The following is a 25,669-nucleotide window of genomic DNA, read 5'->3' on the forward strand; positions in this document are numbered from 1 at the left end:
GGCAGCTTCTCCCATGGGAGGGGCGCGAGGGAAGTCGGGCGCTTCGACCAGCCTGGTCCGAACGGGCTTTGGCGATTCCGCCCTCGGTTTCACGCTGGTCGAAATGCTCGTGGCGCTGTCGATCTTTGCGGCGATCGCGGCCATGGGGGTCGGGCTTTTGCGCAGCAGCGTCGACACGCAGGACGCAGTGCAGGCCCGCTTAAAGGCGATGGGCGGGGTGAACCGGCTGCGCGCGGTGATGGCAAGCGATCTCGCGCAGACCCTGCCCCGGGCGACCCGCGGCCCGTCGGGCGAACCGGTCCCCGCTTTCATCGGTTCGGCAAGCGGCTTTGCCTTCGTGCACGGCGGCGCGGGCGCGCTCGATGCGGGGCCGCGCCCGGCGGTCGAGCGCGTCGCTTATGCGCTCGTGGGAGATGAATGGCGCCGCGCGGCGCAACCGATGCTCGACGGCGCTCCGCTTGGTGAAGGCGATCGGCTCGCGGGCGAGGTGAGGGCCGCCGCGGTTCGCTATCGCGACGAAGCCGGCAACTGGAGTGAAGCCTGGAATTCGGGGCCCACCGATCGCCTTCCGCGCGCGGTGGAGGTACGGCTGACGCGCACCGGCCGCGCGCCGCTTGTCCTTCTGTTCCTCACCGCGCCGGTCCCGCCCGTGCCGCCCGGTCGTCAGGCTCCCCTGCCATGACGCGCCGTGCAGATGAGCGCGGGGCAGCGTTGCTGAGCGTATTGCTGCTCGTCGCGGTGATGGCCGTGATCGCGGCGACGGCGCTCGACCGGTTGACCCTCGCCGCGCGGATCGCGGGCAGTGCTGCGGCGGTTGACCAAGGCCGCGCCTATAGCCTTGCTGCCGAACAGATCGCGCTGCGCCGGGTCGCTGATCTGGTGACGCGTGACCCCGCCCAGCTCACCCTCGCGGGCGACTGGCTGGAACGCGATTTCGTTTTGCCGCTGCCGGCTGGAGAGGGAAGGGCGCGGCTCACCGACGCGAACAATTGCTTCAATCTCAATAGCCTCGTTGCCGAGACCTCGCCTGGCAAGTTCAGTCAGCGGGCCATGGCAGTTCGCCAGTTTGCCGAACTGATGGCGCTGCTCGGCGTCGACCGCGGCGAAGCCGAATCGATCGCGGCGGCGAGCGCGGACTGGCTCGACAGCGACAGCAACGAGGCGCCGCTGGGCGCGGAAGACGCCGTCTATCGCGCGCTCGAGATAAGTTATCTCCCCGCCAACCGCATGATGGCCGACGTCAGCGAGTGGCGCGCGGTGCGCGGCGTAACCTTCAAGCTTTTTGCCCGGATGAAGCCCTGGATCTGCGTTCTTCCCGCCGCCGATCCGGTGAAACTCAATGTCAACACGCTCACTCCAGGACGGGCGCCGCTGGTCGCGATGCTGATGCCGGGCGAGATCAGCCTCGCCGATGCTCGGGCAGCGCTGGCCGCGCGGCCCGCCGGCGGCTATGGCAGCAGCGTAGGATTCTGGCAGACCCGCGCGCTGGAACGGTTCGACCCGCCGGGCGGCGTGGACGAACAGGCGGGCGTGACGAGCCGATGGCTCGCGCTGACGGTGCAGGTGAGGATGGGGGACGGGGATTTGACGGCACGCTCGCTCATCGATGCCTGGGGCGGCGCGCCGGCCGCGGGGATGGCGCCGCCGGCGATTGTGCGCCGCGACTGGGGCGAGAGCGATTGAAATGACGTCGACGCTCGTCCTCTGGCTGCCGCCCCTCGCTGCGCTCGATGGCGCTTCCATGCCCGCCCATATCGCCTGGCTCAGGGTCGACGACGGCGTTGTGACCGATTCAGGGCAGGACGACGGCTGGGTCGATAGCCGGGGGCGCCCGCCTCGCGGGACGAGCGGCGAGGGCAGGCTGATCGTGCTCGCTCCCGCCGCTGACGTGCCGGTGCGCTGGTACCATTTTCCAGACGCATCCCCCGCCCAAGCGGCGGCTGCGGCGCGGATGGAGGCGCTCAAGGCTTGTCTTGGCGCTCCCGCTGATCTCCACCTGGTGGCCGGTGAGCCTGCAGCGGCGGGGCAGGCGGTTCCGGTGGCTGTGACGACCCACGCGGCGATGGCGGCCTGGAACGCGTGGCTGGGTACACGCGGTCTCGAGCCATCGGCGATCGTACCGGCGGGTGCCACGGTCCCGCCGCCCGAGCCCGACACGCTATGGACCGCCACCGTCGGGCGCGAGCAGGTCGTGCGCACGCAGGACCGTTCCTATGTTTCCGACCCCGAACTCGATCCACTGATCGCCGCGGGGCAAGCCATCGTGCCGCTCGATGCCGAACGGATGCGCGAAGCGCTGCTTCTATCGCTCGCGGCGCCGCCTCTCGACCTGCTGAGCGGGGCGTGGAAGCCGAAGCGGCGCTGGGCGGTCGACCCCGTTCTGCTCCTGTGGGCGAAGCGGCTGCTCATCGCGCTTATTGCCGTCAGCCTTGCCGTCCCGATCGTCCATGCGATCCGACTCGGCTCCGACACGCGGCGCGCCGATGCAGCAGTTGTCGCGATGGCGAAGAAGGCAGGGGTGAGCGCCCCTGACGCCGAGGCGGCGGAAGCCGAGATCGACCGGCGCCTCGCCGCGGCGGGCGGCGGGCCGCTTGCTTTTTCCGTACCCGCTTCGGCGCTCTACGGCGCGATGCAGGATACGCCCGGGGTAACGCTGAAGAGCCTGTCGCACCGCACCGACGGAACGCTCACGACCTCGCTCGCGGCACCGCGCGTCGAGGATCTCAACCGCGTGCTGCTTGCGCTTCAGGCGCGAGGCTACCGCGTGACTGCACAGCCGATGGCGGGCTCCGACGGACAGCAGATCGCGAATATCACGATCCGGGCGGTGCCATGAGGGGAGAGCTGCAAAATTGGTGGACCGGTCTCTCGCAGCGCGAGCGCTGGCTTGTCGGCGTGGCGGGAGCGCTGGCGGCGGGGGTGCTCCTGTGGGCGCTCGGGCGTCCGGCCTATGCGGCCTTTGCCGATCTGGAAAGCAAACACCGCGCTGCGGTTGAGCGCGAGGGCCGGGTATCTGCCAAGCTCGCGTTGCTCGCGCAGCGACCCCCGAAGTCGGTGGCGGCGGCGGTGGAGGCTGTTGCTATCGACCAATTTCTCGCGCAATCGGCGGGCGAGATCGGGCTGACGCTCGACCGAAACGAGGCGCGCGGGGCCGCGCAAGCAACGATCGCAATCGCGACCGCCAAGGCGCCGGTGCTTGTCGACTGGATCGCCGCGCTCGAAATGCAGGGGTTCCTCGTCGATGCGCTCACCATCACGCCGGCCCCCGACGGCACCGTGGGCATGACCGCGGAACTTCGGAAAAGCGGCCCATGACGCGGGCGCCGAAGCGCTGGATCGCTGCTGCAGCCTTTCTTGCTCTGCTGCTGATCATGGCCAGCGTCCCGATGCGGCTCGCGCTCGCCCTGTCGGGGGTATCCGAAGCCGGCCTCAGCGCGCGTACGGTCGAGGGATCGGTGTGGTCCGCCGAGATTGTCGACGCGCGGCTGGGCGCCTTGCCGCTCGGGACGCTTCAGACCCACTTGTCACCGCTCGCATTGCTGACGGGGCGCATCGACCTCGTCTTCAAGCGCGACGATGCGCGGCTGGGCGCACTGGCGGGACGGCTGCATGGGAGTGATCCTCGCGGACTGTCGGACGTCAACGGCGTGACAAGTTTATCGGGCGGCCTCGGGATGATCCCCGTTGATTCGGTACGGTTCGAAGACGCGAGGGTCCGCTTCGACGCAGGGGGACGATGCGTCGAGGCAGGGGGGCGGGTGCAAATGTTGGTCGCGGCGCCGATCGCGGGGCTCAGCCTGTCGCGCGGACTTTCAGGCCCGCTGTCGTGCGCAAAGGGCCGGGCACAGGCCGCGCTCGCCAGCCAGTCGGGAATGGAGCGACTGACGCTCAGCTTCGACGGCAGCGGCGCCTGGCGGGGGGAATTCGCTATCATCGTCGATAAGGATCCTGCGATGGCGGCCGCGCTCGCCGCGCTTGGTTTCCGCGCCCACGAGGGCCGCTTCCAGCTAACGACCGGCGGCCGCTTCTGATATGGACGCCGCCGCCGGCCTGCCCTGGGGCGCGGAAATTGCCTTTGCGGCATTGATCGGCGCGGTCATCGGCAGCTTCATCGCCACCCTTGTGCTGCGCTGGCCCGCCGGACGCTCGCTCGCCGGGCGTTCGCAGTGCGATGGCTGCAACGCGCCGCTCGGGACGCGGGACCTTGTGCCGCTGGCCTCGGCGCTGTGGCTGCGTGGCCGTTGCCGCAGGTGCGGCGTGCCGATCGACAAGTTCCACAGCCGCGTCGAGCTTGCCTCCGCGCTCCTCGGCGCGCTCGCTCTCGCGCTCATGCCGGGCGCTCAGGGCTGGCTCTGGGCGCTTTTTGGCTGGTTGCTCCTGCCGCTCGCGCTGCTCGATGCTCGCCATATGTGGCTGCCCGATCCGCTCAATGCGTTGCTGGCGCTCGCAGGGCTCATCTTCGCCGGCCCCTTGATCGGCACAGACTTGTTCGAGCGCTGGATTGGAGCGCTTGCCGGCGGCCTCACACTTGCGCTGATCGCCTGGACCTGGCGGTGCGTGCACCGCCGCGAGGGCATGGGCGGCGGGGATCCGAAGCTGGTTGCGGCCCTTGGCGCCTGGCTAGGCTGGCAGGCATTGCCGCTCCTGCTGCTTCTTGCCAGCCTCGCGGGGATCGGGTGGGCGCTCTTCTCCCGAGGAAAAGGGGACCAGCCGCTGGCACTGCGGCGGGTCCCCTTCGGTGTTTTCCTGTGCGCCGCGGCCTTTGCGTTGGTCCCGCTCTGGCCATGGTGGGCGCAGCTTACTGCCCGATAACCACTGTCACTGCGCGGCGGTTCTTTGCCCAGGCAGCTTCATTCGAGCCCAGCTCGGCCGGGCGTTCCTTGCCATAGCTGATCACCTGGATGCGGCTCGGGTCGATTCCGAGCGAGGCGAGATAATTTTTCGCCGCATTGGCGCGGCGCTCGCCGAGCGCGAGATTGTAGTCGCGCGTGCCGCGTTCGTCGGCATGACCCTCCAGCGTGACGCGCACATTGGGGTTGCGCTGCAGCCACTCCGCCTGGCTCCGCAGCGTGGCCTGGTCTTCGGCATCGACATTATACTGGTCGAAATCGAAATAGATGCGGTCGGACGAGACGTTGGCAATGAAATCCTGCTGGGAACCGGGGATTACGGCATTGCCGATACCGCTGTCCGAGCCGGCGTCGGTGCCTGCGGGCGCGGGCGGCAGGGTTTCGGGTGCCTTTTTCGAGCAGGCGCCGACCGCCAGCATGGTGATGGCCGCGATCATGGCGGTGGTTTTGCGTATCGTCATGGCATCGGTCCTTCTGTTGTTTTGCATTTGACCCCAATTATGCGGGCTTAACCTATGTTGAATTGAATGAGGAACCCTTTTTGAACCCCAAGGGCGTGCTTTGGTTCCGCAACGTCAGGGCCGGATCGGCCCCCAGCTCGGGTCGGATCCGTCGCGCGGCGTGGGCAGGCGGCGAAGGTTCACGCCAGTGAGGTCGACCTGCCAGATGCTCGACTTGCCCTCGCGCCCCGGCGTGGTCCGGAAGAACTGGATGACCCGGCCGTTTGGCGCCCAGGTTGGCGCTTCGTCCTGCCAACTGTTTGTGAGCATGCGAACGCCGCCGCCCGATGGTGTCATCACGCCAATGCGGAACTCGCCGCCGCCCATGCGGGTGAAAGCAATGAGATCGCCGCGCGGGGACCATTCAGGCGTAGCATAGCGGCCGCCGCCAAAGCTGATCCGCTGCTGGTTCGATCCGTCGATGTTCATCGTATAGAGTTGCTGGCTACCCGAGCGGTCGCTTTCGAACACGATCTTCTTCCCGTCGGGCGAGAAGCTGCCGCCGACGTCGATCCCGGGCGCAGTGGTCAGCCGCACCGGCGTCCCGCCCTCGGCCGAGATGCGGTAGATGTCCGTGTTGCCGCCGACCGCCATCGAAAAGAGGATCTGGCGCCCGTCGGGTGACCAGCGCGGCGCGAAGGTTGCGTTGCGGCTTTCGGTCACCAGCTTCTGCGTCCCGCTGTCCACGTCGTAGATGAAGACGCGGACGCGGTCGGCGAGATAGCTCACATAGACGATCTTCTTGTAATCGGGGGAGAAGCGCGGGCTGAGCGCGAGCGCCTGACCGTTGGTGATGAACTTGTGGTTGCCGCCGTCCGAATCCATGATTGCGAGCTGTTTGGTGCGGTTCCCCTTGGGGCCGCTCTCGGCGATGTAGGCGATGCGGCTGTCGAAGAAAGGCGATTCGCCCGAGAGACGCGAGTAAATGGCGTCGGCGCATTTGTGCGCGGCGCGGCGCCAGTCGCCGGGCTGGATCTCGAAGCCCTGGCGTACGAGTTCGCTGCCAAGCGCGGTATCATAGAGGTAGCAGCCGACAATTAGCCCGCCGGTGCCGCTGGCCCTCACGAAACCATGAACAACATTCTCGGCATTGCGCGCTTTCCAGTCGGCGAAGCGCGGGGCGGTCACCTCCGGCATGGTGATCGCGCGAACGCTACCCGGACCGAGCGGCGCGTAAAGCCCGCTTCGCTCGAGGTCGGCGGCGATCACATCGGCTATCTGGCGGCCGAGATTGTCGGTGCGAAGTCCCGCGACGGTCGCAACCGCAGGCGTTGCGAGCGCAGGAATTGCGATCACGGTACGGTCTTGCGAAAGCTGCCCTTCGATCGTCTCGCGCGGTTCGGTCTGAGTGACCGCGGGCGCCGTCGGCGGCGTGGGGGTCGGGGTCTGCTGGGCCAAGACGGGTGCACTGGTCAGCACAAGGACGAGCGATAGGCTGTAGGAGCGGAGGATCATCTCTCTTACCTCTTGATAAAATCGAGCGTGTAATTCTGCCAGAACTCATAATTTTCAGCTGGCAGATCGAAGGGAGCGGCGAGTTCGACCGCGCGTTTTGCGCATTCCTGGTGGCGCTGAATCTGGAATCTGTTGCTCTCGTTCTCGCCCGTGGTTGTAACGCTGGTGAACCCCGCGAGCGCACCCGACCGGGTCAGGCGGAATTTCACGACCGTTTTGAGTTGATCGACATCGATCCCCGATACGCGGCAGCTGTTCCACCGCGGCGCGACGGCCGCCTTGATGCTGACGTCGATCGAGCGCTTGACCTCGGAGGCCGTCGCTTGCGCCGGCGCGCCCTTGCTCGACGATTGCTTGGGTTGCGTCCGCGACAGGCCTTCCGCGATGCCGTCGAGCCGGCCCGTGGGGCGCGCCGCGCGATCCTCGGACTTTGGCGTGGCCTTGGGCGTGGGCTTGGGCTGTGCTTTTTGCGCCGGCCGCTTCTTGGGCGGCGTGGGTTCGGCGCGCTTGACCTGCTTGGGTGCCGGGGCAGGCGTCGGCGCCGCCACCGGTTCGGGAACGGGCGGTGTGGGCACCGGCTCGGGTTCAGGCGCCGGGATGTCGGTCGCATATTCTTCGCCCAGCCGCGCCGCGGGCGGAAGGTCGCTGATCTCCGGCGCGGTCGAAGTTGCGGCGGTCTCGGCGATCAGGTCGACCTCCATCGGCGGATTGTCGAAGCGCCGTTCGCCCGCCGTCCATTGTACCGAGAGCAGACCGATAATGATGACATGGAGCGCCACCGCGATGGCGACGCCGTTCCTTTCCCTCCCCCTTGATGCCCGTTGTTCGGCCATTTTCCTAGCCTATTGCCCGGTTTCTGAACCGGTCGTGACCAATGCGATGCGCGAGAGGCCGGCGCGGTTGAGTTCGCCCATCACCTGCATCACCCGGCCATAGTCGAGCCTCTTGTCGGCGCGCAGCATGATCTGGCGCGGCCGGTCCTGCCCCGCATCCGCCTGCGCGATTGCGGAAAGCCGCGCGGGCAATTCGGCCTCGCTGACCGGATCCTCGCCGATATAGATGGTGTCATCGCCCCCGATCGAGAGCTGAACGGGCTCGCGCTCCTCGGTATCGAGCGGCTTGGCGCGGCTGTCGGGCAGGTCGATTGGGACCGCCGCGGTCAGGAGCGGCGCGGTGATCATGAAGATGATCAGCAGAACGAGCATCACGTCGACGAGCGGGGTGACGTTGATCTCCGCCATCGGCGCGCGGCGCCCGCCGCGTCCGCGCCGCCGTCCGGGGGCGCCGGATGGTCCGCTCATCGCCATCAGGCCTCGACCTCCAGTTCGCGGCTGAAGGTCGCGTGGAGCCCGTCGGCAAAGCGGCCGAGCCGCGATTCAAGCCGGTTAAGCCGCTGCGAGAAGGCGTTGTAGGCAATGACCGCGGGAATGGCGGCGAAAAGGCCGATCGCGGTGGCGAACAAGGCTTCCGCGATCCCGGGCGCGACGACGGCAAGGCTGCTGTTGTTCTCGGCGGCGATCGCGGTGAAGCTGCGCATGATCCCCCAGACAGTGCCGAACAAGCCGACGAAAGGGGCAACGGCACCAATGGTGGCGAGCACGCCAATCTTCTCCGCGAGCCGGTCGACTTCCCCGGCCACCGCGCTGTTCATGGCCACGCCCAGTCGCTCGCGGGTGCCTTCGCGGTCGACCGTCTTGCCCGCGGTCGAACGGCGCCACTCGGAAATGCCCGCGGCGAGCACCTTCGCGCTCGGGAGTTCCTCGCGAGCGTTCTCGTCATAGAATTTGTCGATGTTGCCCGCGCGCCAGAAATCGCGCTCGAACCGGTCGGATGCGCGCATCAGCTTGCCCACGCCGCGGCCATGGGTGAAGATGGTCGCCCAGACATAGACTGACGCTGCGAGCAAGCCGATCATCACGGCCTTGACCACGATGTCGGCCTGCAGGAACAACGCGACGGGGGATAGGGTCGCCGCGTCGGCGGCCAGCTTGATATTGTCTAGCAAGGGATGCTCTCTCCATTCATGATCGCGGTGAAACGGCTGGCCCAGCCTGCAGGCTGGCGCCGCGGCCGGCCTGCGGGCGACAGAAAGGCGGCCGTAGCGCGGCCGTCCGTCAGCATTTCGTCGCTTAACGTATGATGACTGCGAAGGATGCGCTGCGCGATGACGACGCTTGCGCCGCGCACCGCCTCGACCGTGCTGACGACGAGCAGGTCGTCATCGAGCTTTGCGGGCCGCAGATATTTGATCGCAAGGTCGGTGACCGCCCACGCGCCTTCACCGGCTTCCATGGCAGCGCGCTGGTCGATTCCCGCCAGCCGCAGCATGTCCGATCGCGCGCGCTCCATATAGCGCAGATAATTGGCATGATAGACGATGCCGCTAAGGTCGGTGTCCTCGAAATAGACGCGCACGCGGTAGTGATGCGCGGCTCCCACAAAAGCGCCGGGGATGAATGGGGGAGGGACATGAGCCATCGCCAGACCGATAGCCGGTGCACGACTCGCCGCAAACCCCCCTTTCACGGTTCGTCGCAGGTCCGCGGCATTTGGCGGAGGCTGCCCCGGATTTTCGTTCTATTTCGCCTGGTCGAACAGCCCGTCCTGCGCACCGGATGGGGGATTGAGCCCGAGATGTTTCCACGCGCTCGCGTTGAGCATCCGTCCGCGCGCGGTGCGGGCAATGAGGCCGATCTGAAGCAGATAGGGCTCGATCACATCCTCGATCGTGTCGCGCGGTTCCGAAAGCCCCGCCGCGAGCGTCTCGACGCCCACGGGACCGCCGCGATAAATGTCCGCGATCATGGTGAGATAGCGCCGGTCCATCGCGTCGAGCCCCAGCGCGTCGACCTCGAGCCGGTTGAGCGCAGCATCGGCGTTCTTCGCATCGACGATGGGCGCGCCGGCGACGGTGGCAAAATCGCGCACACGGCGAAGAAGCCGCCCGGCGATGCGCGGCGTTCCGCGCGATCGCTTGGCAATTTCGAGCGCACCGTCGGGTGCGATGCCGAGGCCCAGCAACCGCGCCGCTCGGGTGATCACCTGTTCAAGCTCGGCATGGGTATAGAAATTGAGCCGCACCGGGATGCCGAACCGGTCGCGCAGCGGGGTCGTCAGCAGGCCTTGCCGCGTCGTCGCGCCCACGAGGGTGAATTTGGGAAGATCGATACGGACGCTTCGGGCCGACGGTCCCTCGCCGATCATGATATCGAGCGCGCGGTCCTCCATCGCCGGGTAGAGGATTTCCTCGACTGCGGGGGCGAGACGATGGATCTCGTCGATAAACAGGACGTCACCGTCCTCCAGATTGGTAAGCAATGCCGCAAGGTCGCCCGCCTTGGCGATGACCGGCCCCGACGTAGACCGAAAACCGACCCCGAGTTCGCGCGCGACGATCTGCGCGAGGGTCGTCTTCCCAAGGCCGGGCGGCCCGAAGAAGAGGACATGATCGAGCGCATCCGAACGCGCCTTCGCCGCCTCGATGAAGATGCGCAGATTCTCGCGCGCTGCCGCCTGGCCGACGAATTCGGCGAGCGATTTGGGGCGAAGCGCTGCGTCGGCATCCTCGGGCGTGCGCAGGGGGGTGGTGAGGTCGGTCACGGTTTGCTCATCCCCCGCCATGGGGCTTTGCGCAAGTCGGCATGGCACTGCGAGCATCGTTCTTCAGGGCGGAAACGGCGATCCCCCGCGCAGTGGCCATCGGGGTTGGCACGGACGTCCCATTCGTCGAGATCCGGGCTGGTCAGGAGCGTAGACTTGCCGCACGAGGGACACAGGCTGATGCGACGCGTCGCTGGGTGGACCCATGGCAAGACCAGATTGAGGAGTAAGGCGGCAATAAGGGCCGACCATGCCGCTGACGGGAGGAGGGGAAGCCACTCTGCCATCCGGTCGCCAAATGGCCCCCGCATTGCGAGCAGGGCGGCAGAGGCGATCGTCACGAAAACCAGCCCTGCGAGCGCCAGCGCGGCCCAGTCCATTGCATAAGAAGACAGAAATCCCGCGGGATATCCAAGACGATCCCGGCGCTCAGTCATAATGTTCTATTGCCTTGCCGGTGATCGAAACCCAAGGTTCCTTGCGCTCCTCAAAGACCGAATAATCGGGCACCAAAGCGTGGCCGGGCTCGAAATTGCCGAGCGGGATCGCATAGGCATCATGATAGGGTCGCGCCCGGTACCAGACGCCCGAGCCGCAGATGCTGCAAAAGAAGAAGTCGGCGGTGTTGCCGCTTTCGCCGGTGAATTGCCACATCCTCGCATGGTCTTCGCCGGTGATGCGGACCTGCTCCGCGGAAAAGCGCACCTGCGCGGCGAAGGCGCTGCCGCTGCGCGTCTTGCACTCGCGGCAGTGGCACACTGACACCCGGATCGGCTCGCCCGTACAGGTGATACGGATCTGGCCGCAGCGGCAAGCGGCCCGGCGGGCGATCTTCGTCATTTCGCAGCCTTCTTGAGCGCGGCCCGCACGAGGGCGTCGAGCGTTGCTTTGGCGCCGAGCTCCTCATGTGCCGCCGCGACCGCCGCGCTCGCTTCAGCGGGTTTGAAGCCGAGGCCGGTGAGCGCGGCGACCGCGTCGCCGAGTGGCCCTGGAGCAGGTGCAATCGCAAGGCCCGCGCTTCCCGCGATACCGCCCAAGGCTCCCGCCTTGTCTTTGAGTTCGTGGGTGATGCGCTGGGCAAGCTTCGGCCCGACGCCGTTGGCGCGTGCAATCATGGCGCTGTCACCGCCAGCAAGCGCGCGCTGAAGATCAGCGACCTCGAGCGCCGAAAGGATCGCGAGCGCGACCTTGGCGCCGACGCCCTGGACGCTGGTCAGCAGACGAAACCAGTCGCGCTCCTCGGCCCGCGCGAACCCCAAAAGGCGCAGGAAATCCTCGCCGACGAGCATCTCGGTGTGAATGGTGACATCGCTGCCGACAGAACCGAGCGCATCGAGGGTGCGCGCCGAAGCTTCGACGAGATAGCCGACGCCGCCGACGTCGATTACCGCATGGCCTGCGCCGCTGCTGTCGAGCCGTCCGGTGAGTTTCGCGATCATCTCACGGGCCTAACGCGAGGAGAACGAAAAGGGAATAGAATTCCCCTCAGGGCGCAGGGGGCAAACGAATTTCAATATCGCGGCCGGTGGTTGCCGTGACAGATCGCCACCGCCAGCGCGTCGGCTGCATCGGCGCCTTCGACCTTGGCGCCTGGCAGCAGGACGCGCAGCATCGCCTGCACCTGTTCCTTTGCAGCGCCGCCCGTGCCGACGATCGTCTTCTTGACGAGGCGGGGGGCATATTCGGCGACGGGAAGGCCTGCGCGCGCGCAGGCGAGAAGCGCGACGCCGCGGGCGTGTGCGAGTTTCAGCGTTGACTGCGGATTGTCGTTGACGAAGACCTCCTCGACCGCCGCACACATCGGATCATGGTCGGCGATCACGGCTGCGAGCACCGTGTCGATATACGCAAGACGCTCAGGCAGCGCGGCCTTTGCATCGGTTTTGATCTGGCCATTGGCGATATGGCTGATCCGGCTGCCTTCGACGCGGATCATACCCCATCCGGTGCACGACAGCGAGGGATCGAGGCCGAGAATGATCATGGGGTCATGGTCGCATGGCGCGGCGAGCGGCTACGCTGAAGGCGTGCGCAGCCAGCGGCCAAGCCGGCGCCGCGCGATGCGAACGGATTTTGGCTGTTAACCAAGCTTTTCCATCACGGCATCGGGGATATCATAGTTCCCCCACACGGTCTGGACATCGTCGTCGTCGTCGAGCGTGTCGATAAGCTTGAAGAGCGTCTGCGCGGTCGCCTCGTCCGTGACTTCGCTCTTCAGCGTAGGCCGCCAGGCGAGCTTCACGCCCTCAGCTTCGCCCAGCTTGGCTTCGAGCGCCTTGGCGACTTCGTGCAGATTTTCAACGCTCGTCCAGATCTCGTGGCCGTCTTCGGACGATTCAACATCGTCGGCGCCGGCGTCGAGCGCAGCTTCGAACACCATGTCTGGGTCGCCCGCGCTCGCCGGATATGTGACCTGGCCGAGCCGATCGAAGCCGTGGCTGACGCTGCCGGTGGTGCCCAGATTGCCGCCATTCTTTGCAAAGGCCGTGCGCACGTTCGTCGCGGTCCGGTTGCGGTTGTCGGTGAGAGCCTCGACGATCAGCGATACGCCGCCGGGGCCGTAACCCTCATAGCGGATCTCCTCGTAATTCTCGCCTTCACCGCCCGACGCCTTGTCGATCGCGCGCTGGATATTGTCTTTTGGCATCGACTGCGCCTTGGCCGCGTTTACCGCGGCGCGCAGGCGTGCATTGGCGTCGGGGTCGGGCAGACCCATTTTCGCTGCGACAGTGATTTCGCGCGCGAGCTTGGAGAAGAGGGCGCTGCGCTTCTTGTCCTGCGCGCCCTTGCGGTACATGATGTTCTTGAATTTGCTATGGCCGGCCACGGCCTACCTCCCATCGATGTGGAAAAATGTGGCGCCGCCCTAGCGTGCGCGGCTTTTCGAGACAACCGCTGCGTTGCGGGCGCGGCGACTAGATGAGGACCGCCGTCCCGCTCGCCGACACCATCAGCATCGACCCGTTCTGGCCGAGAACCTCATAGTCGATGTCGACGCCGATGACGGCGTTGCCGCCGAGCTTCGCAGCCTCGGCCTCCATTTCGCTCAGTGCCTCCTTGCGCGCGCGGGCAAGGACGTCCTCATATTTGCCCGAACGGCCGCCGACGATATCGGTGATGCTTGCAAACAGGTCGCGGAAAATGTTCGCACCGACGATCACCTCGCCGGTGACGATGCCCAGATATTCGCGGACCGGACGGCCCTCAACGGTGGGGGTCGTAGTGCTGAACATCATGTCGTCTCCCTGTTTGCGCCTTTGCCTCAGTCGATGCCGAGCGCCGACTTGTACACGTCGAGGATCGCCTCCATCTCCTTGCGGTCGTGCACCGGCATTTTCCGCAAACGGACGATCTGGCGCATGATCTTGGGATCATAGCCCTGCGACTTGGCTTCGTTATAGACGTCGCGGATATCGTCGGCGATGCCCTTTTTCTCTTCTTCCAGCCGCTCGATGCGCTCGATGAAAAGGCGCAGTTGTTCGTCGGCAGTAGTGGCTTCGCTCATATTGGACTCCGCTGGGGTTGGAATTTTCGGCGCAAGAGAATCGCGCCGGCGTCCAACTAACGAGGTCGGGGATTCTTGGCCATGCTTTCTTCCATCCGTGCGAGTTGCTCCGCACTGGCAGGGACGTGATAGCGCGCCTTCCATTCGGCTGTTGGCATGCCGTGGACGATCGTACGCCCGGCCTCCTTGTCCATGCCTCCCGCCTCGGCGATCCAGTCGCCAAGGCAGTTGCGGCAGAAGCCGGCAAGACCCATGAGGTCGATGTTCGCTGCGTCGTGACGATGACGCAGCAGCCTCACCAGTCGGCGGAAGGCGGCCGCCGCAATCGCGTCGTCGAGGTCGTCGAGCACATCGGGGGCGGCGGGCTGGTCTTCGCTGCAGGACATCGGACGTTTCTCACCTTTACGGGGTTGAATAGCTATACGGCGGTTGCCTTGGCACGATCAACGCGTCATGCCCCGCAGGAACCGTAACGGCAAGATGACAGGCGGAGCAATCGTGGTCCACAATTTCACCCCCCGCCAGCGCAAGGTGCGCATCCTGGCGACCCTTGGTCCTGCGAGCGCTCACCCCGAAATGATTTCGGCGCTCCACCGGGCAGGCGCCGACGCTTTTCGCGTCAATATGAGCCACGGCGATCATGACGGCCACGCCAAGGTGATCGCGGCGATCCGCGCGCTCGAAAAGGAAACCGGCCGACCGACGACGATCCTGGTCGACCTTCAAGGTCCTAAGCTGCGGGTCGGAACCTTTAGCGAGGGACCGGCTGAGCTGGCGAAGGGCCAGAGCTTCGTCCTCGACGCGGACAAGGCGCCGGGCGACGCGGCGCGCGTTCACCTGCCGCATCCGGAGCTTTTTGCCGCGCTTGAACCGGGAACGCGGCTCCTCATCGACGATGGCAAGCTGGTGCTGCGCGTGCAAAGCGTATCCCCGGACCGGATAGACACGCTCGTCGAGGTGGGCGGACGGATCTCGGACCGCAAGGGGGTCAACGTCCCCGACGTCGTCGTGCCGCTCGCTGCACTGACCGAAAAGGATCGAAGGGATCTTGCCTTCGCGCTCGACCAGCATGTCGACTGGATTGCCCTTTCTTTCGTGCAGCGGCCCGAGGATGTCGCCGAGGCGCGGCGGCTGATCGGGGGCAAGGCGGCATTGCTCGTCAAGTTCGAAAAACCCTCGGGGGTTCAACGGCTCGAGGAAATATTGGAGCTTGCCGACGCCGCCATGGTCGCGCGCGGTGACCTCGGCGTGGAACTTCCGCCCGAGGCGGTTCCTCCGCTTCAAAAGCGGATCGTCGCGGCCGCCCGCAGGATGGGCAAGCCGGTCGTTGTCGCGACGCAAATGCTCGAATCGATGATCGTCTCGCCGACTCCGACGCGCGCCGAGGTGTCGGATGTCGCGACCGCGGTCTACGACGGGGCTGATGCGATCATGCTCTCGGCCGAGACCGCCGCGGGCGCCTGGCCGGTCGAGGCGGTGACGATGATGGATTCGATTGCCCGGTCGGTCGAAGGCGACCCTGACTATTACCGCCGCCTCCATTTCACGGAGACCTTACCCGACGCGACCACCGCCGACGCGCTTGCCGAGGCGGCGGGGAGCATCATCGGGACGATCGGTGCCGATGCCATCATCTGCTTCACCGCCTCGGGCTCGACCGCTCGGCGCGTCGCGCGCGAGCGTCCCGGAGCGCCGCTGCTGGTGCTTACCCCGAAGCGCGAGGCGGCGCGTCGCATGGGTCTGCTCTGGGGTGCCCATGCGGTTCCCACCAGGGACATCGGAAGCTTCGAGGAAATGATCGCCAAAGGTAAGCGCATGGCTTTGCGTCACGGCATCGGACAATCGGGCTCGAAGCTGGTCATGATGGCTGGCGTTCCTTTCGGCACGCCGGGATCGACCAACGTGCTGCATGTCGCGACGCTGACGGGCGATGAGTTGAGGGGCTATGGATGATGGAGCGGCCGAATGGGCAGCAGTCGCGCCGACTCCATTAGGAATAGGCTGCGCGCGATGCGAAACTCCAGTCTAGGATTCGAAGGGTCGATACGGTAATGCGCTGCTCCCCGCCGCGGTGAGTAAAGGGTGCCGGTTCCTAAATGTTGAAGAACTTGTTTTCGAAGGTTGCGCGAGCCGCGGAGACCGAACCCGAGCCAGGTTCCGAGGCTGCAGCGGGGGGCGAATCCCGCGCTTATACTGTGGGCTGGCTGCTCAATGTCGAAGGCGCGAGCGTCATTTGGGACACCCCGCGGCCGGTGCGGGTCGAGTCGCAAAGCAAGGATCCCAAGTCCGTCGGCAAATGTCCCTCGGTGCTTGATTTTGACCGCCGTCACTTCGTGATCAACTGCCCCATCGACGTTCATTTGCGGCTGAACCTGACGGCCGGCGGGATGGAAATTACCAACGTCCTCGCCGACAAAAGTCCAATTCGGGCCGAGGCGCTGCAGCGCTGGATCGTATTTCAGCCGCGGAACGAATGGCGCCATCCGCAGCGGCCGGTGCTCCAGATGCTGACGTCTTATGTCTTCGTTTCGGACGACCCGGTCTACGTCAATCAATATCCCCCCATTTTCCATCATACGCCCGACCGCCCCGGCATTCAGATCAACGGCCGCTTTCCGATCGATGTCTGGCCGCGGCCATTGCAATGGGCGTTCGAGTGGCATGACACGACCAGGGATTTGATCCTGCGGCGCGGGGAGCCGCTATTTTGCGTCCGGTTCGACGGCCCCGATCCCGCAGCGCCGACGCGGCTCATCGAGGCCAAGAAGACGTCCGAGCTTGAAAGCTATATGGCGTCGATCACGGGCGTGACCGAAATCGTCGGGCAGACCTATTCGCTGTTCAAGACGGCGCGCGAGCGCCGGCCGGCGAGGCTTCTCTATCCCAAGGATTGAGGGATTGCGTGCGCCTGCGCAGGCTGCTTGCCGCATGAAAAGGAATTCGCGTTGAAATTTGTCGAAGTTGTCGAATGGACTGCGAAGGATGGCGCTCTTCACTTCGCATTGAAGGGTGACGACGAGGCGCTGCACCGGATTGAGGTCGGCCTTGAATGTGCGCCGGTTCTCGCCAGTGCGCTGGTCGCGGAACTTGAGAAATCGGGGGGGCAGGACGGCGAAGCGCAGTTGATCCGCCCCGTGGGGATGCAGACAGGAAAAACCGAGCAGAATGAGCCGATGCTGTTCATGCGGCTTCAGGGCGGGGCCGAGCTTCCGCTTGTCTTCAAGCGCGAAAGCCTTGGCGTGCTGATCTCGGAGCTTCAGAAGCTGAAGTCGCTTATTGAGCCGGGCGGTCAGATTCTCTGGCGTTAGGTCGCGACGTCGCGATCAGGCCGGATCCCAGGGCGGGCAGGCGACCCGCTGCGTTCAGACGAAGATGCCGGGCGAGGGCGCTCTCCGGTTTTTTCCTCGCGCCGGCGCAAGACACGGATTCAATTGATTCAGATCGGCACAAAGTTACCGCGCGATTCAGAAAATTAACGCTTCTGATTCAGTTCGGGACGGACAAAAATGGTAAATGATGTTTGCACCATTGACGGCAGGCGGCATATTCGGTGCATGTCGCGTGTCGGGACCCGCGTGGGAGGGCTCGCATTACCAGTTCGGAGGCCTGTCTCGCGTGTCTGCGCCGTTTCGTTTTCCGCGCTTCTTTGTCACCAGCCCGGCGCCTTGCCCTTATCTGGAGGGCAGGACCGAGCGCAAGGTGTTCACCGAACTCGGGGGGCATAATGCGAGCGAGCTCAACGATGCGCTCGGCCGCATCGGCTTTCGCCGCAGCCAGTCGGTTGCCTACCGGCCGAGCTGCACCGACTGCGCCGCTTGCGTATCGGTGCGCGTTTGCGCGATGGATTTCACGCCAAGCCAGTCGCAGAAGCGGAACCTGCGACGCAATGGTGATCTGGTCGCCACCGCCTGCAAGCCTTGGGCGACCGACGAGCAATATGCGCTTTTGCATGCCTATCTCCAGTCGCGCCACCCGAACGGCGGCATGGCAGACATGGACGAGCAGGATTTCGCCGACATGGTCGAGCAGTCTCCTGTCGACACCTATATGATCGAATATCGCGAGCCGACTCCCGACGGCAGCCGCGGACGCCTTGTGGGCTGCTGCCTGACCGACCGCCAGGGCGATGGGCTGTCGATGATCTACAGCTTCTTCGATACGGCGCATCCCCTGCGCGAGGGGCTTGGCACCTATATCATCCTCGACCATGTGCGGCGCGCAGCCGGTGCGGGACTGCCCTATGTCTATCTTGGCTACTGGATCGAGGGTTCGGCTCGCATGGCCTACAAGGCGCGCTTCCGCCCCCTCGAGAAGCTCAGCCCCGATGGCTGGTCGCGCTTCGAGCCGATCGCGTCTGACCGGACCGCCGCAATTTTCGAACTCGCCTGATTGCGGGCCAAAGTTTCTTCGTCACTTGTTGACCTCGGCCCGCTTTCAAGGGCATAGCGTCCATTCCAGAACATAAGTTCGGGTCGCATCCGTTAGAGATCGCCGGGGGCTGGCGATGGGGGGTTGGATGCCCATGCGCGCATTGGTCTGTGTCCGCGACAATCGACCGCCTCGGGCGGTCCCAGTGGACGCAGGCGCCTTATGAGCGACCCGGTCCGGGTTGCGATAATCGGGTCGGGTCCCGCCGGCCTCAGTGCGGCTGCGCGCGCGGCGCAGCTCGGGCTCAGCCATGTGCTGCTCGAAAAGACCGATCATCTTTCCGATACGATCTTCAAATATCAAAAGGGCAAGCACGTCATGGCGACGCCCAATCGCCTAGACCTGCGCTCCGACTGCCGTTTTGACGAAGGCGCGCGCGAGGCGATCCTTGCGATCTGGGACGAGGATGCCGCGGCGAACAAGGTGAATGTCGTTTATCACGCCGAGGTCGTCGAAGTGACGGGCGAGAAGGGGGCTTTCCAGATCAAGACGGCCAAGGGCGATGTGATTGCCGCCGAGGCCATCGTGCTCGCGATCGGCACCCAAGGCAATCCGAACCGCCTGCGCTGCCCCGGCAATGATCTGCCGCATATCATCTATCAGGTGGACGACCCGGAGGATTTCAAGGACCGGCATATTACAGTTGTCGGATCGGGCGACGCGGGAATCGAGAATGCGCTGGGGGTCGCCGAAGATGCCCTCGAGAATCGCGTGACGATCCTCAACCGCTCGAAGGATTTTGCCCGCGCCAAGGCCAAGAATGTTTCCGACCTGATGGAAGCCGAGGAAAATGGCGCGATCAGCATCCGCACCGAAACCCAGCCCAAGCTGGTCGAGGCGGGCTGGCTGACGCTCGAAACCCCGACAGGCGACGAGAAGATACAGTGCGACCTCATCGTCGCGCGCCTAGGGTCGGTCGCGCCGCGCGCCTTTGTCGAATCGATGGGGATCGAATTCACCGGCCCCGACCGCGAGGCCTTTCCCAAGCTGTCGCCCACTTTCGAAACAAGCGTTCCCGGCATCTATGTCATCGGCGCGCTCGCGGGCTATCCGCTGATCAAGCACTGCATGAACCAGGGCTATGACGTCGTCGAGTTCATCAACGGAAACACTGCCCTCACGCCTGCTGACGAAAAGGATCTGGCCGCAATCTTCGCCGGCTTGCCCGAGCGGAAATCGGTCAGCGAATGGCTCGACTTTCTGCGCACGCGCGTGCGCATCTTCGCCGATGTCTCGCCGCTCCAGATGCGCGAGTTCATGCTCGATTCCAAAGTGGCCTTCTTTCCCGAGGGCGAGGTTGTCTTCGAAAAGGACGAGCCCGGATCCTCGCTGTTTGCCATCGCCGAGGGGCACGCGCTCGTCGAGGTGTCACCCGGGGTGACCGTGCCGATTGAACAGGGGTCGATTTTTGGCGAGGTGGGCCTGATTTCGGGTCGCAAGCGCGGCGCAACCATCCGCGCCGGAGAAGACAGCATTTTCGTCGAGGTGTCGCGCACCGCCGCACTCAAGCTGATGGCCGCAGTGCCCGGGGCAAAGCGCGTGATCGAACGCATCTCGCTCGAGCGCCAGCTCCTCCAGATCTTCAAGGGGGGTCTGACTGCCGAAGATCTGGCGCCCGTCGTCGACGGCGCTGAAGTGATCCGCGTCCCGGCGGGCAAGGCGGTGCTGGAAGAGGGCGACGAGGGGGACGACGTCTTCGTCATCCGCTCAGGATCGATGGTGGTCGAGAAGAATATCGGCGGCAAACCGATCTTCCTGCGCTACCTGCCCGCCGGCAGCTATTTCGGCGAAATGGCGGTGCTGAGCGGCGCGCCCCGCAATGCGACGGTGAAAGCTGCGGTCGGCAGCGAGGTGATTAAGCTGACCGGCGCAGGCTTCAAGGCGATGCTGGCTGCGCGGCCGCAGGTGCGCGAGGCGACGGAGACGGCCGTCGCCGAACGCGCCGCCATGAACAGCTTCATCGAATCGCGCAAGGCGACCTATTCGAGCGCTGTCGATCTTTATTCGGACACCGCGAGCTTCATCATGAAGGAGGGGCTCGGCGAGGCAACCGATGCGTTGCTGATCGACGAGAATCTTTGTGTCGGCTGCGACAATTGCGAAAAGGCGTGCGCAGACAGCCACGAAGGCTTGTCGCGGCTCGACCGCGAGGCGGGCAAGACCTTCGCCCATCTCCATGTGCCGACGAGCTGCCGTCACTGCGAACACCCGCACTGCATGGCCGACTGTCCTCCCAATGTCATCCACCGCGGCCCCGACGGCGAGGTGTTCATGGAAGAGGGATGCATCGGCTGCGGCAATTGCATGCGCAATTGTCCCTATGGCGTGATCCGCATGGAGGCGGCGCCGCCGCCCAAACCGGGACTTTTGAGCTGGCTGCTTCTGGGGCGCGGTCCGGGCCCTGGCGAACCGTCGCCCAAATGGACCAAGGCGAACATGCCCGAGGGCAAGAAGCCGAAGAAGATCGCGGTCAAATGCGACATGTGCAAGGGCCTTGCCGGCGGCCCAGCCTGCGTACGGGCGTGCCCTACGGGCGCTGCAATTCGCGTGTCGCCTGAAGAATTTCTCTCGATCGCGCGGCTCGAAGAGGATGCGGGCTGATGGCGACGCTGTTTCGCCGGCGCCGCGCAACCGCGACCCAGACCGAACGGGTACGCGAGCGGCGGCACGAGGGCTTTTTGCGCCACGCCAATTTTCGCTGGGCGAAGGTCTCGGGCGGACTGTGTCTGCTCGTCATCCTCTCCTATGCGTTGATCGACGTCAGCCCCCGGCCGAATGGCGGCAGCTGGTACGGCTATACCCTTGGCACGATTGGCGCGCTGCTGATCCTTTGGCTCACGGCACTTGGCTATCGCAAGCGGCGGATGACGAGCGATTTCTGGTCGCTGAAGGCGTGGACTTCGGCGCATGTTTACCTCGGGCTCAGTCTGATTGTCATCGCCACCTGGCACACCGGGTTCCAGCTCGGCTGGAACGTACACACGCTTGCCTGGGCGTTGATGATGCTCGTGATCCTCTCGGGGCTTTATGGCGTTGCCGTCTATGCGCTGCTGCCGCAGGCGCTTTCCAACAACCGCGACCAGATGACGCAAATGCAGATGCTCGAGGCGATCCGCGCTTTCGACCGCCAGCTCCACGCTGCCGCCCAGCCTCTGCCGCCTGGCGAGGCTGCGCCCGTCCTCGCTTCGCTCGAACAGGATCCTTTTGCCGGCGGAATCCGCGCCCGCTTGACGGGGCGCTACCCCAACCGCGCGACCGCCGCAGCGCGCGCAGCGCTGACCGAGGCTGTCGGTGGTGATGCTGAAGCGCGAGCGAAGGTGGTCGCGCTGCTGACGCAGAAGGAAGCTGCGCTGGCGCGGCTTCGCGAGCACCTGCGCCTTCGCGCGCTGCTCGAAATCTGGCTCTACGTCCATGTGCCGCTCACCTTCGCGCTGATCGCGGCGCTGTCGGCGCACATCATCAGCGTATTCTTCTATTGGTGAGGCGCGGGATATGAGCTTTATCCTACGTCGCATCTCGACGACCAAGACTGGCAAGCAGATCATTCGCGATGCGGCGCTGCCCGGCGATACTATTACGCTCGGACGCGACAGCGGCAATTCGATCCATGTCGCCGATCTTGCCGTCAATCCGCATCATGCGACGATCGCAAGCGCCGACGGGCGGAACGTGCGGGTTACCGCGCTCGAAGGACTTGGCTTCGACCTCAACGGACGGACGCTCGAAGCCGCGGATATCGACAGCGCTGCCGGGGCCGAACTTCGCTTCGGCGGGCACCGGCTCACGATCACGCGCGAGGGCGAGGCTATTATCCTGCTCGTCGAGCGGATCGACGAGCTGTCGCAATCCTCAAAGGATGTCGACGAGGCCAGAGCCTTCTCGCTGGCGGGCGCAATGCCGGGTAAGCGCGTTGGCGCATGGACCTTTGCCATATTGGTGCTTCTCGCCTTTCTGGTCGGACCGATCTGGGCGTGGCACAGCTACAAGGGCGTCGACGAGCGTCCCCAAGGCTATCATGCTGATCAGGCCTGGTTGTCGGGACCGCTATCGAGCGCGCATGCGAATCTGAAGAAAGACTGCCAGGCCTGCCACGTCGAGCCATTCGTCGCGGTCACGGACAAGGCGTGCATCGGCTGCCACACGGGCGAGCACAAGGCGATGAGCGCCAGCCACGCCGGCGCGCCGACCGAGATGCTGCTCGCTGCGCGAGCGCCGCCGGGGCCGGGCGGGAAGCTTCTCGAAGGCTTCGCAAACGCCTTCAACAAGCCTCAAGGGCGCTGCGTCGGCTGTCATACCGAGCATGAGGGCGCGGGACCGATGGCTGCAACGCCGCAGGCCTTCTGCGCCGACTGTCATACCGATATGGCCTCGCGTCTCGCGCAAGCAGGGTTCAAGACCGGTATCGCCGACGCCTCTGATTTCGGCACCGATCACCCGGATTTTCGTCCGCTTGTTCGGGCCGCTCCTGGCGCAAAACCGATGCGCGCCGCGGCGGGCAAGGCGGTGCTCGATCATGATGGCCTCAAATTTCCCCACGACCTCCATCTTCAGACGGGTGGCGGCGTGGCGCGCATGGCCGCAAGCTTTCGCGGCCAATTCGGCTTCGGTCAGAAGCTCGAATGCGAAAATTGCCACCGCCCCGAAGCCGACGGAGTGCGCATTGCGCCGGTGAAGATGGAGCGCGACTGCGCAATGTGTCACAGTCTGGCATTCGAGACCGTTGGCGGGGTAACCCGTACCCTCCGCCACGGAGAGCCCGATCAGGTCGTCGCCGATCTTTATGCCTATTACCGGTCGACCCCGCCGTCGCGGCCGCTTCAGCTCGGCGGCATGGCGCGGCGGCGTCCTGGCCAATATGCCGAAGGACAAATCTATAATATTTACTTCCGCGAAGCGGCGCTGCGGCCCAGTCGGGCGCAGGATGCGGTGCGCGCAGTTTTCTCGAAGGGCGGCGCCTGCTACGACTGCCACACCATTTTCGCGCCGAAGGCGGGCAATAACTGGCGCGTGATGGCGGTGCACCAGACGCCGCGCTTCCTCGAAAAGGGCTGGTTCGATCACGCGGCGCACAAGGAAACCGACTGTGCCGACTGCCATACGAACGCATCGGGGTCGAAAGAGGCTAGCGATCTTCTCGTGCCCGGGCTCGCGCAGTGCCGCACCTGCCACGTCGGCGGCAACGGCGCGCGCCTTGCGAGCGCGAAGGTCGAGACCGCGACCAGTTCGCCCTGCGCCATGTGCCACGAATATCATAGCGACGGCGACAAGCCGTGGGCACCCCAGCGGCAGCGCCGCAAGAATGTGACCGCGATCACAGATCGACCGCTGCGCGGCGTATACGCTGTGCGTGAGATCACAGGGCTGGAACAGCGAGGCCTTTACGAAGCGACATGGCGCGCCCCGGTATCGAGTCCGAGGCGAGGGGGTGGATAATCATCGAGTGGCCGGCACGCCGGCACGGAGCAGGGGACGGAGATGCTGATCGCCCAGATCACCGATATCCATATCGGTTTCGATCCGGACAATCCGGCCGAATATAACCGCAAGCGCCTCGACGAGGTGCTCGATGTGTTGATGGAAGGGCCGAACCGTCCCGACCTGCTGCTCGCCACCGGCGATATCACCGACCGCGGAGACCCTGCGAGCTACCGCCGTCTCGCGAACGCCTTCTCGCGCTGCCCATTTCCCGTGTGGCCGAGCGTCGGCAACCATGATCTACGCGATAATTTTCGGGATCATTTTCCCGGTTTCGCCGACGAGAACGGGTTTATCCAGTACAGCGTCGAGCTTCCGGAGTTGCGACTGGTGACAATCGACACGCTCGAGGAGGGGCGACACGGCGGCGCCTTTTGCGACAGGCGCGCGGCGTGGCTCGATGCGGAGCTTGCAAAAAATGCGGACAAGCCGAGCTACATCGTGATGCATCACCCGCCGGTCGAATGCGGCATCGAGTGGATGAATACCCACAGCGATGAACCCTGGGTTCATCGCTTTACCGCGGTGGTGCGGCGGCACCCGCAAGTGCGCGGACTGATCTGCGGTCACCTTCATCGCAGCGTCACCGTCGCGTGGGAGGGGCGCACCGTTGCCATCTGCTCATCGACCGCGCCGCAGGTATCGCTCGACCTCCGGCCGATCGACGAGGATCACCCCGACGATCGCCCCATGATCGTCGCGGAAGATCCCGCTTACGCGCTTCATCACTGGAATGGCCGCGAACTCGTCACCTTCTATGACCATGCCGGCGCGCACACCATGCTCGCCAAATATGACGAGCGGCTGCAGCCGCTGGTGCGCGAGCTGAAGGCGGAGCGGCCTGTCTAATAGCCGAGCGTCAAGTCGACCTGCGGGGCGACGGGTTCACCGCGGTGCCAGCGATCGAGATTCTCGAGGAAGCGCTGTGCTGAACGCGCGAACATCTTGTCCTGCGCGCGGCCCGACAAGTGCATGGTGATATGCGCATTGTCGAGGCTCCAGAGCGGATCGTCGGGGGGGAGCGGCTCGGGCGTGGTCACGTCGAGGAAGGCGGAGGCAATCTGCTGCTCGTTGAGCGCGGTGACGAGCGCGTCCTGATCGACCACGCTGCCGCGTGCGATATTGATCAGCGTCGCGCTCGGCTTCATCGCCGCGAGTTCGGCTGCGCCGATCATGCCGTCGGTTTCTGCTGTCGCGGGGACGGCAAGGATCACCCAGTCAAATTCGCCGAGACGCGCGCGCCACTGATCGGGTGATAGGCTGTTCGCGCCCGGTGATCGGCGCACGACGGTGACATCGACGGCAAAGCCCTTCAGCCGCTCCTCGACGAGCCTGCCGATCGCGCCATAGCCGAGGAGCAGGGCTTTCGAGCCGTATAGCTCGACCTTGCCGGGCGAGTCCGTGAGCCACTCGCGCCTCTCCTGGGCGCGCACCACGTCGCGATAGCCCTTTGCTACCGTCAGCATTCCCATCACGACATATTCGGCAATGGTGATCGCGTTGATACCAGCGCCGTTGGTGACGACGGTGCCGCGATGATTCAGAACGTCGAGCGGCATTCCGTCGACCCCGGCGTAGATCGAGTTGAGCCATCTGAGCCGCGTCGCCGCAGTGATCGCTGCCGCCATGTCCTTCTTGTCGTACATGTCGAACCAGCCGATTTCGGCCTGGGGAGCCAGCTCCATCGCCTCTTGCTTGCTCATGAAGAAGCGAGGCTCGACCCAATCGGGGAGATGGCTTTCAATGAGGGGGCGAATCATCCCTGAAAGGACAGTGACGGTCTTGGTCATAATTTCTCCCTCCCGCGTGCGCGAAGGCCGAATGAGCCTATCCCTGCATCGCGGGCGGGTCCTTCA

The 25,669-nt window shown here is 65.1% G+C and carries 30 protein-coding genes; 14 read left to right on the forward strand and 16 right to left on the reverse strand.

The genetic code is table 11. From position 1 onward, the window contains the following. Positions 1 to 13: 13 nt before the first annotated feature. Genes B5X69_RS02615 through B5X69_RS02640 form a run of 6 tightly spaced genes read left to right on the forward strand, consistent with a single transcriptional unit; the run spans position 14 to position 4,812 of the window. Positions 14 to 682 (forward strand): GspJ family type II secretion system protein, encoded by a 669-nt coding sequence (locus B5X69_RS02615; protein WP_079637126.1) that lies wholly within the window; start codon positions 14 to 16, stop codon positions 680 to 682. Then, positions 679 to 1,683, forward strand: coding sequence for a type II secretion system minor pseudopilin GspK (gene gspK / locus B5X69_RS02620; RefSeq protein ID WP_079637127.1), 1,005 nt, complete (start codon positions 679 to 681; stop codon positions 1,681 to 1,683). The genes B5X69_RS02615 and gspK overlap by 4 nt, the downstream gene beginning before the upstream one ends. A 1-nt stretch (position 1,684) precedes the next feature. After that, complete coding sequence (gspL, locus tag B5X69_RS02625; protein WP_079637128.1) at positions 1,685 to 2,836, forward strand: type II secretion system protein GspL; 1,152 nt, start codon at positions 1,685 to 1,687, stop codon at positions 2,834 to 2,836. Then, positions 2,833 to 3,315, forward strand: a complete 483-nt coding sequence (gspM, locus tag B5X69_RS02630; protein WP_079637129.1) for a type II secretion system protein GspM — start codon at positions 2,833 to 2,835, stop codon at positions 3,313 to 3,315. Before gspL ends, gspM begins: the two co-directional genes overlap by 4 nt. Beyond that, a complete protein-coding gene (gene gspN, locus B5X69_RS02635; protein WP_079637130.1) occupies positions 3,312 to 4,031 on the forward strand; it encodes a type II secretion system protein N in 720 nt (239 codons plus the stop codon). The genes gspM and gspN overlap by 4 nt, the downstream gene beginning before the upstream one ends. 1 nt (position 4,032) lies before the next feature. After that, a complete protein-coding gene (locus tag B5X69_RS02640) occupies positions 4,033 to 4,812 on the forward strand; it encodes a prepilin peptidase (RefSeq protein WP_079637131.1) in 780 nt (259 codons plus the stop codon). Here B5X69_RS02640 and pal read toward each other — a convergent pair. From pal to B5X69_RS02715, 15 genes are all read right to left on the reverse strand, one after another. Continuing rightward, a complete protein-coding gene (gene pal / locus B5X69_RS02645) occupies positions 4,799 to 5,311 on the reverse strand; it encodes a peptidoglycan-associated lipoprotein Pal (RefSeq protein ID WP_176141490.1) in 513 nt (170 codons plus the stop codon). The genes B5X69_RS02640 and pal overlap by 14 nt on opposite strands. 114 nt (positions 5,312 to 5,425) lie before the next feature. Then, a complete protein-coding gene (gene tolB / locus B5X69_RS02650) occupies positions 5,426 to 6,805 on the reverse strand; it encodes a Tol-Pal system beta propeller repeat protein TolB (RefSeq protein WP_079637132.1) in 1,380 nt (459 codons plus the stop codon). A gap of 5 nt (positions 6,806 to 6,810) precedes the next feature. Continuing rightward, complete coding sequence (locus tag B5X69_RS02655) at positions 6,811 to 7,638, reverse strand: hypothetical protein (RefSeq protein ID WP_079637133.1); 828 nt, start codon at positions 7,636 to 7,638, stop codon at positions 6,811 to 6,813. 9 nt (positions 7,639 to 7,647) lie between these two features. Continuing rightward, complete coding sequence (gene tolR, locus B5X69_RS02660; protein ID WP_079637134.1) at positions 7,648 to 8,112, reverse strand: protein TolR; 465 nt, start codon at positions 8,110 to 8,112, stop codon at positions 7,648 to 7,650. Further along, positions 8,112 to 8,810 carry a protein TolQ gene (gene tolQ, locus B5X69_RS02665; RefSeq protein ID WP_079637135.1) on the reverse strand — a complete coding sequence of 233 codons (699 nt, stop codon included), beginning with the start codon at positions 8,808 to 8,810 and terminating at the stop codon, positions 8,112 to 8,114. Before tolQ ends, tolR begins: the two co-directional genes overlap by 1 nt. Continuing rightward, complete coding sequence (locus B5X69_RS02670) at positions 8,804 to 9,283, reverse strand: YbgC/FadM family acyl-CoA thioesterase (protein ID WP_079637136.1); 480 nt, start codon at positions 9,281 to 9,283, stop codon at positions 8,804 to 8,806. The genes tolQ and B5X69_RS02670 overlap by 7 nt, the downstream gene beginning before the upstream one ends. A gap of 99 nt (positions 9,284 to 9,382) precedes the next feature. Further along, the gene (ruvB, locus tag B5X69_RS02675) at positions 9,383 to 10,426 is read right to left on the reverse strand and encodes a Holliday junction branch migration DNA helicase RuvB (protein ID WP_079637137.1); all 1,044 of its coding nucleotides are present in this window, start codon (positions 10,424 to 10,426) and stop codon (positions 9,383 to 9,385) included. Continuing rightward, positions 10,402 to 10,842: a hypothetical protein gene (locus B5X69_RS02680; protein ID WP_139375637.1), complete on the reverse strand. Its 441-nt coding sequence runs from the start codon at positions 10,840 to 10,842 to the stop codon at positions 10,402 to 10,404. Before B5X69_RS02680 ends, ruvB begins: the two co-directional genes overlap by 25 nt. Next, entirely contained in the window at positions 10,835 to 11,245 is a 411-nt protein-coding gene (locus B5X69_RS02685; RefSeq protein ID WP_079637139.1) for a GFA family protein, read from the reverse strand. The genes B5X69_RS02680 and B5X69_RS02685 overlap by 8 nt, the downstream gene beginning before the upstream one ends. Then, complete coding sequence (gene ruvA, locus B5X69_RS02690; RefSeq protein WP_079637140.1) at positions 11,242 to 11,844, reverse strand: Holliday junction branch migration protein RuvA; 603 nt, start codon at positions 11,842 to 11,844, stop codon at positions 11,242 to 11,244. The genes B5X69_RS02685 and ruvA overlap by 4 nt, the downstream gene beginning before the upstream one ends. A 71-nt stretch (positions 11,845 to 11,915) precedes the next feature. After that, positions 11,916 to 12,389 (reverse strand): crossover junction endodeoxyribonuclease RuvC, encoded by a 474-nt coding sequence (gene ruvC, locus B5X69_RS02695; protein ID WP_079637141.1) that lies wholly within the window; start codon positions 12,387 to 12,389, stop codon positions 11,916 to 11,918. Between the two features lie 96 nt (positions 12,390 to 12,485). Further along, on the reverse strand, positions 12,486 to 13,232 hold the full coding sequence (locus B5X69_RS02700) for a YebC/PmpR family DNA-binding transcriptional regulator (RefSeq protein WP_079637142.1): 747 nt from the start codon (positions 13,230 to 13,232) through the stop codon (positions 12,486 to 12,488). 88 nt (positions 13,233 to 13,320) lie between these two features. Further along, complete coding sequence (locus B5X69_RS02705) at positions 13,321 to 13,638, reverse strand: heavy metal-binding domain-containing protein (protein ID WP_079637193.1); 318 nt, start codon at positions 13,636 to 13,638, stop codon at positions 13,321 to 13,323. Positions 13,639 to 13,667: 29 nt separating this feature from the next. Then, positions 13,668 to 13,910 (reverse strand): DUF2312 domain-containing protein, encoded by a 243-nt coding sequence (locus tag B5X69_RS02710; protein ID WP_053552973.1) that lies wholly within the window; start codon positions 13,908 to 13,910, stop codon positions 13,668 to 13,670. Between the two features lie 56 nt (positions 13,911 to 13,966). Then, positions 13,967 to 14,296: a DUF1244 domain-containing protein gene (locus B5X69_RS02715; RefSeq protein WP_079637143.1), complete on the reverse strand. Its 330-nt coding sequence runs from the start codon at positions 14,294 to 14,296 to the stop codon at positions 13,967 to 13,969. A gap of 94 nt (positions 14,297 to 14,390) precedes the next feature. Here B5X69_RS02715 and pyk point away from each other — a divergent pair, with 94 nt between their 5' ends. From pyk to B5X69_RS02755, 8 genes are all read left to right on the forward strand, one after another. Beyond that, a complete protein-coding gene (gene pyk, locus B5X69_RS02720) occupies positions 14,391 to 15,863 on the forward strand; it encodes a pyruvate kinase (protein ID WP_176141493.1) in 1,473 nt (490 codons plus the stop codon). Positions 15,864 to 16,006: 143 nt separating this feature from the next. Beyond that, a complete protein-coding gene (locus B5X69_RS02725) occupies positions 16,007 to 16,804 on the forward strand; it encodes a hypothetical protein (protein ID WP_139375638.1) in 798 nt (265 codons plus the stop codon). 51 nt (positions 16,805 to 16,855) lie between these two features. After that, on the forward strand, positions 16,856 to 17,218 hold the full coding sequence (locus tag B5X69_RS02730; RefSeq protein WP_139375639.1) for a hypothetical protein: 363 nt from the start codon (positions 16,856 to 16,858) through the stop codon (positions 17,216 to 17,218). A 307-nt stretch (positions 17,219 to 17,525) separates the two neighbouring features. Beyond that, positions 17,526 to 18,299 carry an arginyltransferase gene (locus tag B5X69_RS02735; protein ID WP_079637196.1) on the forward strand — a complete coding sequence of 258 codons (774 nt, stop codon included), beginning with the start codon at positions 17,526 to 17,528 and terminating at the stop codon, positions 18,297 to 18,299. A gap of 201 nt (positions 18,300 to 18,500) precedes the next feature. Beyond that, positions 18,501 to 20,939 (forward strand): FAD-dependent oxidoreductase, encoded by a 2,439-nt coding sequence (locus tag B5X69_RS02740; protein ID WP_079637145.1) that lies wholly within the window; start codon positions 18,501 to 18,503, stop codon positions 20,937 to 20,939. Then, complete coding sequence (locus B5X69_RS02745; RefSeq protein WP_245798551.1) at positions 20,939 to 21,820, forward strand: hypothetical protein; 882 nt, start codon at positions 20,939 to 20,941, stop codon at positions 21,818 to 21,820. The genes B5X69_RS02740 and B5X69_RS02745 overlap by 1 nt, the downstream gene beginning before the upstream one ends. A gap of 10 nt (positions 21,821 to 21,830) precedes the next feature. Beyond that, the gene (locus tag B5X69_RS02750; protein WP_079637146.1) at positions 21,831 to 23,771 is read left to right on the forward strand and encodes a cytochrome c3 family protein; all 1,941 of its coding nucleotides are present in this window, start codon (positions 21,831 to 21,833) and stop codon (positions 23,769 to 23,771) included. Between the two features lie 42 nt (positions 23,772 to 23,813). Further along, on the forward strand, positions 23,814 to 24,662 hold the full coding sequence (locus B5X69_RS02755) for a phosphodiesterase (RefSeq protein ID WP_079637147.1): 849 nt from the start codon (positions 23,814 to 23,816) through the stop codon (positions 24,660 to 24,662). Here B5X69_RS02755 and B5X69_RS02760 read toward each other — a convergent pair. After that, positions 24,659 to 25,603: a D-2-hydroxyacid dehydrogenase gene (locus B5X69_RS02760; RefSeq protein WP_079637148.1), complete on the reverse strand. Its 945-nt coding sequence runs from the start codon at positions 25,601 to 25,603 to the stop codon at positions 24,659 to 24,661. The two genes, B5X69_RS02755 and B5X69_RS02760, sit on opposite strands and share 4 nt — an antisense overlap. Positions 25,604 to 25,669 lie beyond the last annotated feature (66 nt).

The organism is Sphingopyxis flava (genome assembly GCF_900168005.1).
GTDB classification, from domain to species: domain Bacteria; phylum Pseudomonadota; class Alphaproteobacteria; order Sphingomonadales; family Sphingomonadaceae; genus Sphingopyxis; species Sphingopyxis flava.

Excerpts from the sequence above, each read along its gene's own strand:
- B5X69_RS02615 (WP_079637126.1), top strand. The coding sequence starts at position 14 with ATGGGAGGGGCGCGAGGGAAGTCGGGCGCTTCGACCAGCCTGGTCCGA.
- gspK (WP_079637127.1), top strand. The coding sequence starts at position 679 with ATGACGCGCCGTGCAGATGAGCGCGGGGCAGCGTTGCTGAGCGTATTG.
- gspL (WP_079637128.1), top strand. The coding sequence starts at position 1,685 with ATGACGTCGACGCTCGTCCTCTGGCTGCCGCCCCTCGCTGCGCTCGAT.
- gspM (WP_079637129.1), top strand. The coding sequence starts at position 2,833 with ATGAGGGGAGAGCTGCAAAATTGGTGGACCGGTCTCTCGCAGCGCGAG.
- gspN (WP_079637130.1), top strand. The coding sequence starts at position 3,312 with ATGACGCGGGCGCCGAAGCGCTGGATCGCTGCTGCAGCCTTTCTTGCT.
- B5X69_RS02640 (WP_079637131.1), top strand. The coding sequence starts at position 4,033 with ATGGACGCCGCCGCCGGCCTGCCCTGGGGCGCGGAAATTGCCTTTGCG.
- pal (WP_176141490.1), bottom strand. The coding sequence starts at position 5,311 with ATGACGATACGCAAAACCACCGCCATGATCGCGGCCATCACCATGCTG.
- tolB (WP_079637132.1), bottom strand. The coding sequence starts at position 6,805 with ATGATCCTCCGCTCCTACAGCCTATCGCTCGTCCTTGTGCTGACCAGT.
- B5X69_RS02655 (WP_079637133.1), bottom strand. The coding sequence starts at position 7,638 with ATGGCCGAACAACGGGCATCAAGGGGGAGGGAAAGGAACGGCGTCGCC.
- tolR (WP_079637134.1), bottom strand. The coding sequence starts at position 8,112 with ATGGCGATGAGCGGACCATCCGGCGCCCCCGGACGGCGGCGCGGACGC.
- B5X69_RS02670 (WP_079637136.1), bottom strand. The coding sequence starts at position 9,283 with ATGGCTCATGTCCCTCCCCCATTCATCCCCGGCGCTTTTGTGGGAGCC.
- ruvB (WP_079637137.1), bottom strand. The coding sequence starts at position 10,426 with ATGGCGGGGGATGAGCAAACCGTGACCGACCTCACCACCCCCCTGCGC.
- B5X69_RS02680 (WP_139375637.1), bottom strand. The coding sequence starts at position 10,842 with ATGACTGAGCGCCGGGATCGTCTTGGATATCCCGCGGGATTTCTGTCT.
- B5X69_RS02685 (WP_079637139.1), bottom strand. The coding sequence starts at position 11,245 with ATGACGAAGATCGCCCGCCGGGCCGCTTGCCGCTGCGGCCAGATCCGT.
- ruvA (WP_079637140.1), bottom strand. The coding sequence starts at position 11,844 with ATGATCGCGAAACTCACCGGACGGCTCGACAGCAGCGGCGCAGGCCAT.
- ruvC (WP_079637141.1), bottom strand. The coding sequence starts at position 12,389 with ATGATCATTCTCGGCCTCGATCCCTCGCTGTCGTGCACCGGATGGGGT.
- B5X69_RS02705 (WP_079637193.1), bottom strand. The coding sequence starts at position 13,638 with ATGTTCAGCACTACGACCCCCACCGTTGAGGGCCGTCCGGTCCGCGAA.
- B5X69_RS02710 (WP_053552973.1), bottom strand. The coding sequence starts at position 13,910 with ATGAGCGAAGCCACTACTGCCGACGAACAACTGCGCCTTTTCATCGAG.
- B5X69_RS02715 (WP_079637143.1), bottom strand. The coding sequence starts at position 14,296 with ATGTCCTGCAGCGAAGACCAGCCCGCCGCCCCCGATGTGCTCGACGAC.
- pyk (WP_176141493.1), top strand. The coding sequence starts at position 14,391 with ATGACAGGCGGAGCAATCGTGGTCCACAATTTCACCCCCCGCCAGCGC.
- B5X69_RS02725 (WP_139375638.1), top strand. The coding sequence starts at position 16,007 with ATGTTGAAGAACTTGTTTTCGAAGGTTGCGCGAGCCGCGGAGACCGAA.
- B5X69_RS02740 (WP_079637145.1), top strand. The coding sequence starts at position 18,501 with ATGAGCGACCCGGTCCGGGTTGCGATAATCGGGTCGGGTCCCGCCGGC.
- B5X69_RS02745 (WP_245798551.1), top strand. The coding sequence starts at position 20,939 with ATGGCGACGCTGTTTCGCCGGCGCCGCGCAACCGCGACCCAGACCGAA.
- B5X69_RS02750 (WP_079637146.1), top strand. The coding sequence starts at position 21,831 with ATGAGCTTTATCCTACGTCGCATCTCGACGACCAAGACTGGCAAGCAG.
- B5X69_RS02755 (WP_079637147.1), top strand. The coding sequence starts at position 23,814 with ATGCTGATCGCCCAGATCACCGATATCCATATCGGTTTCGATCCGGAC.
- B5X69_RS02760 (WP_079637148.1), bottom strand. The coding sequence starts at position 25,603 with ATGACCAAGACCGTCACTGTCCTTTCAGGGATGATTCGCCCCCTCATT.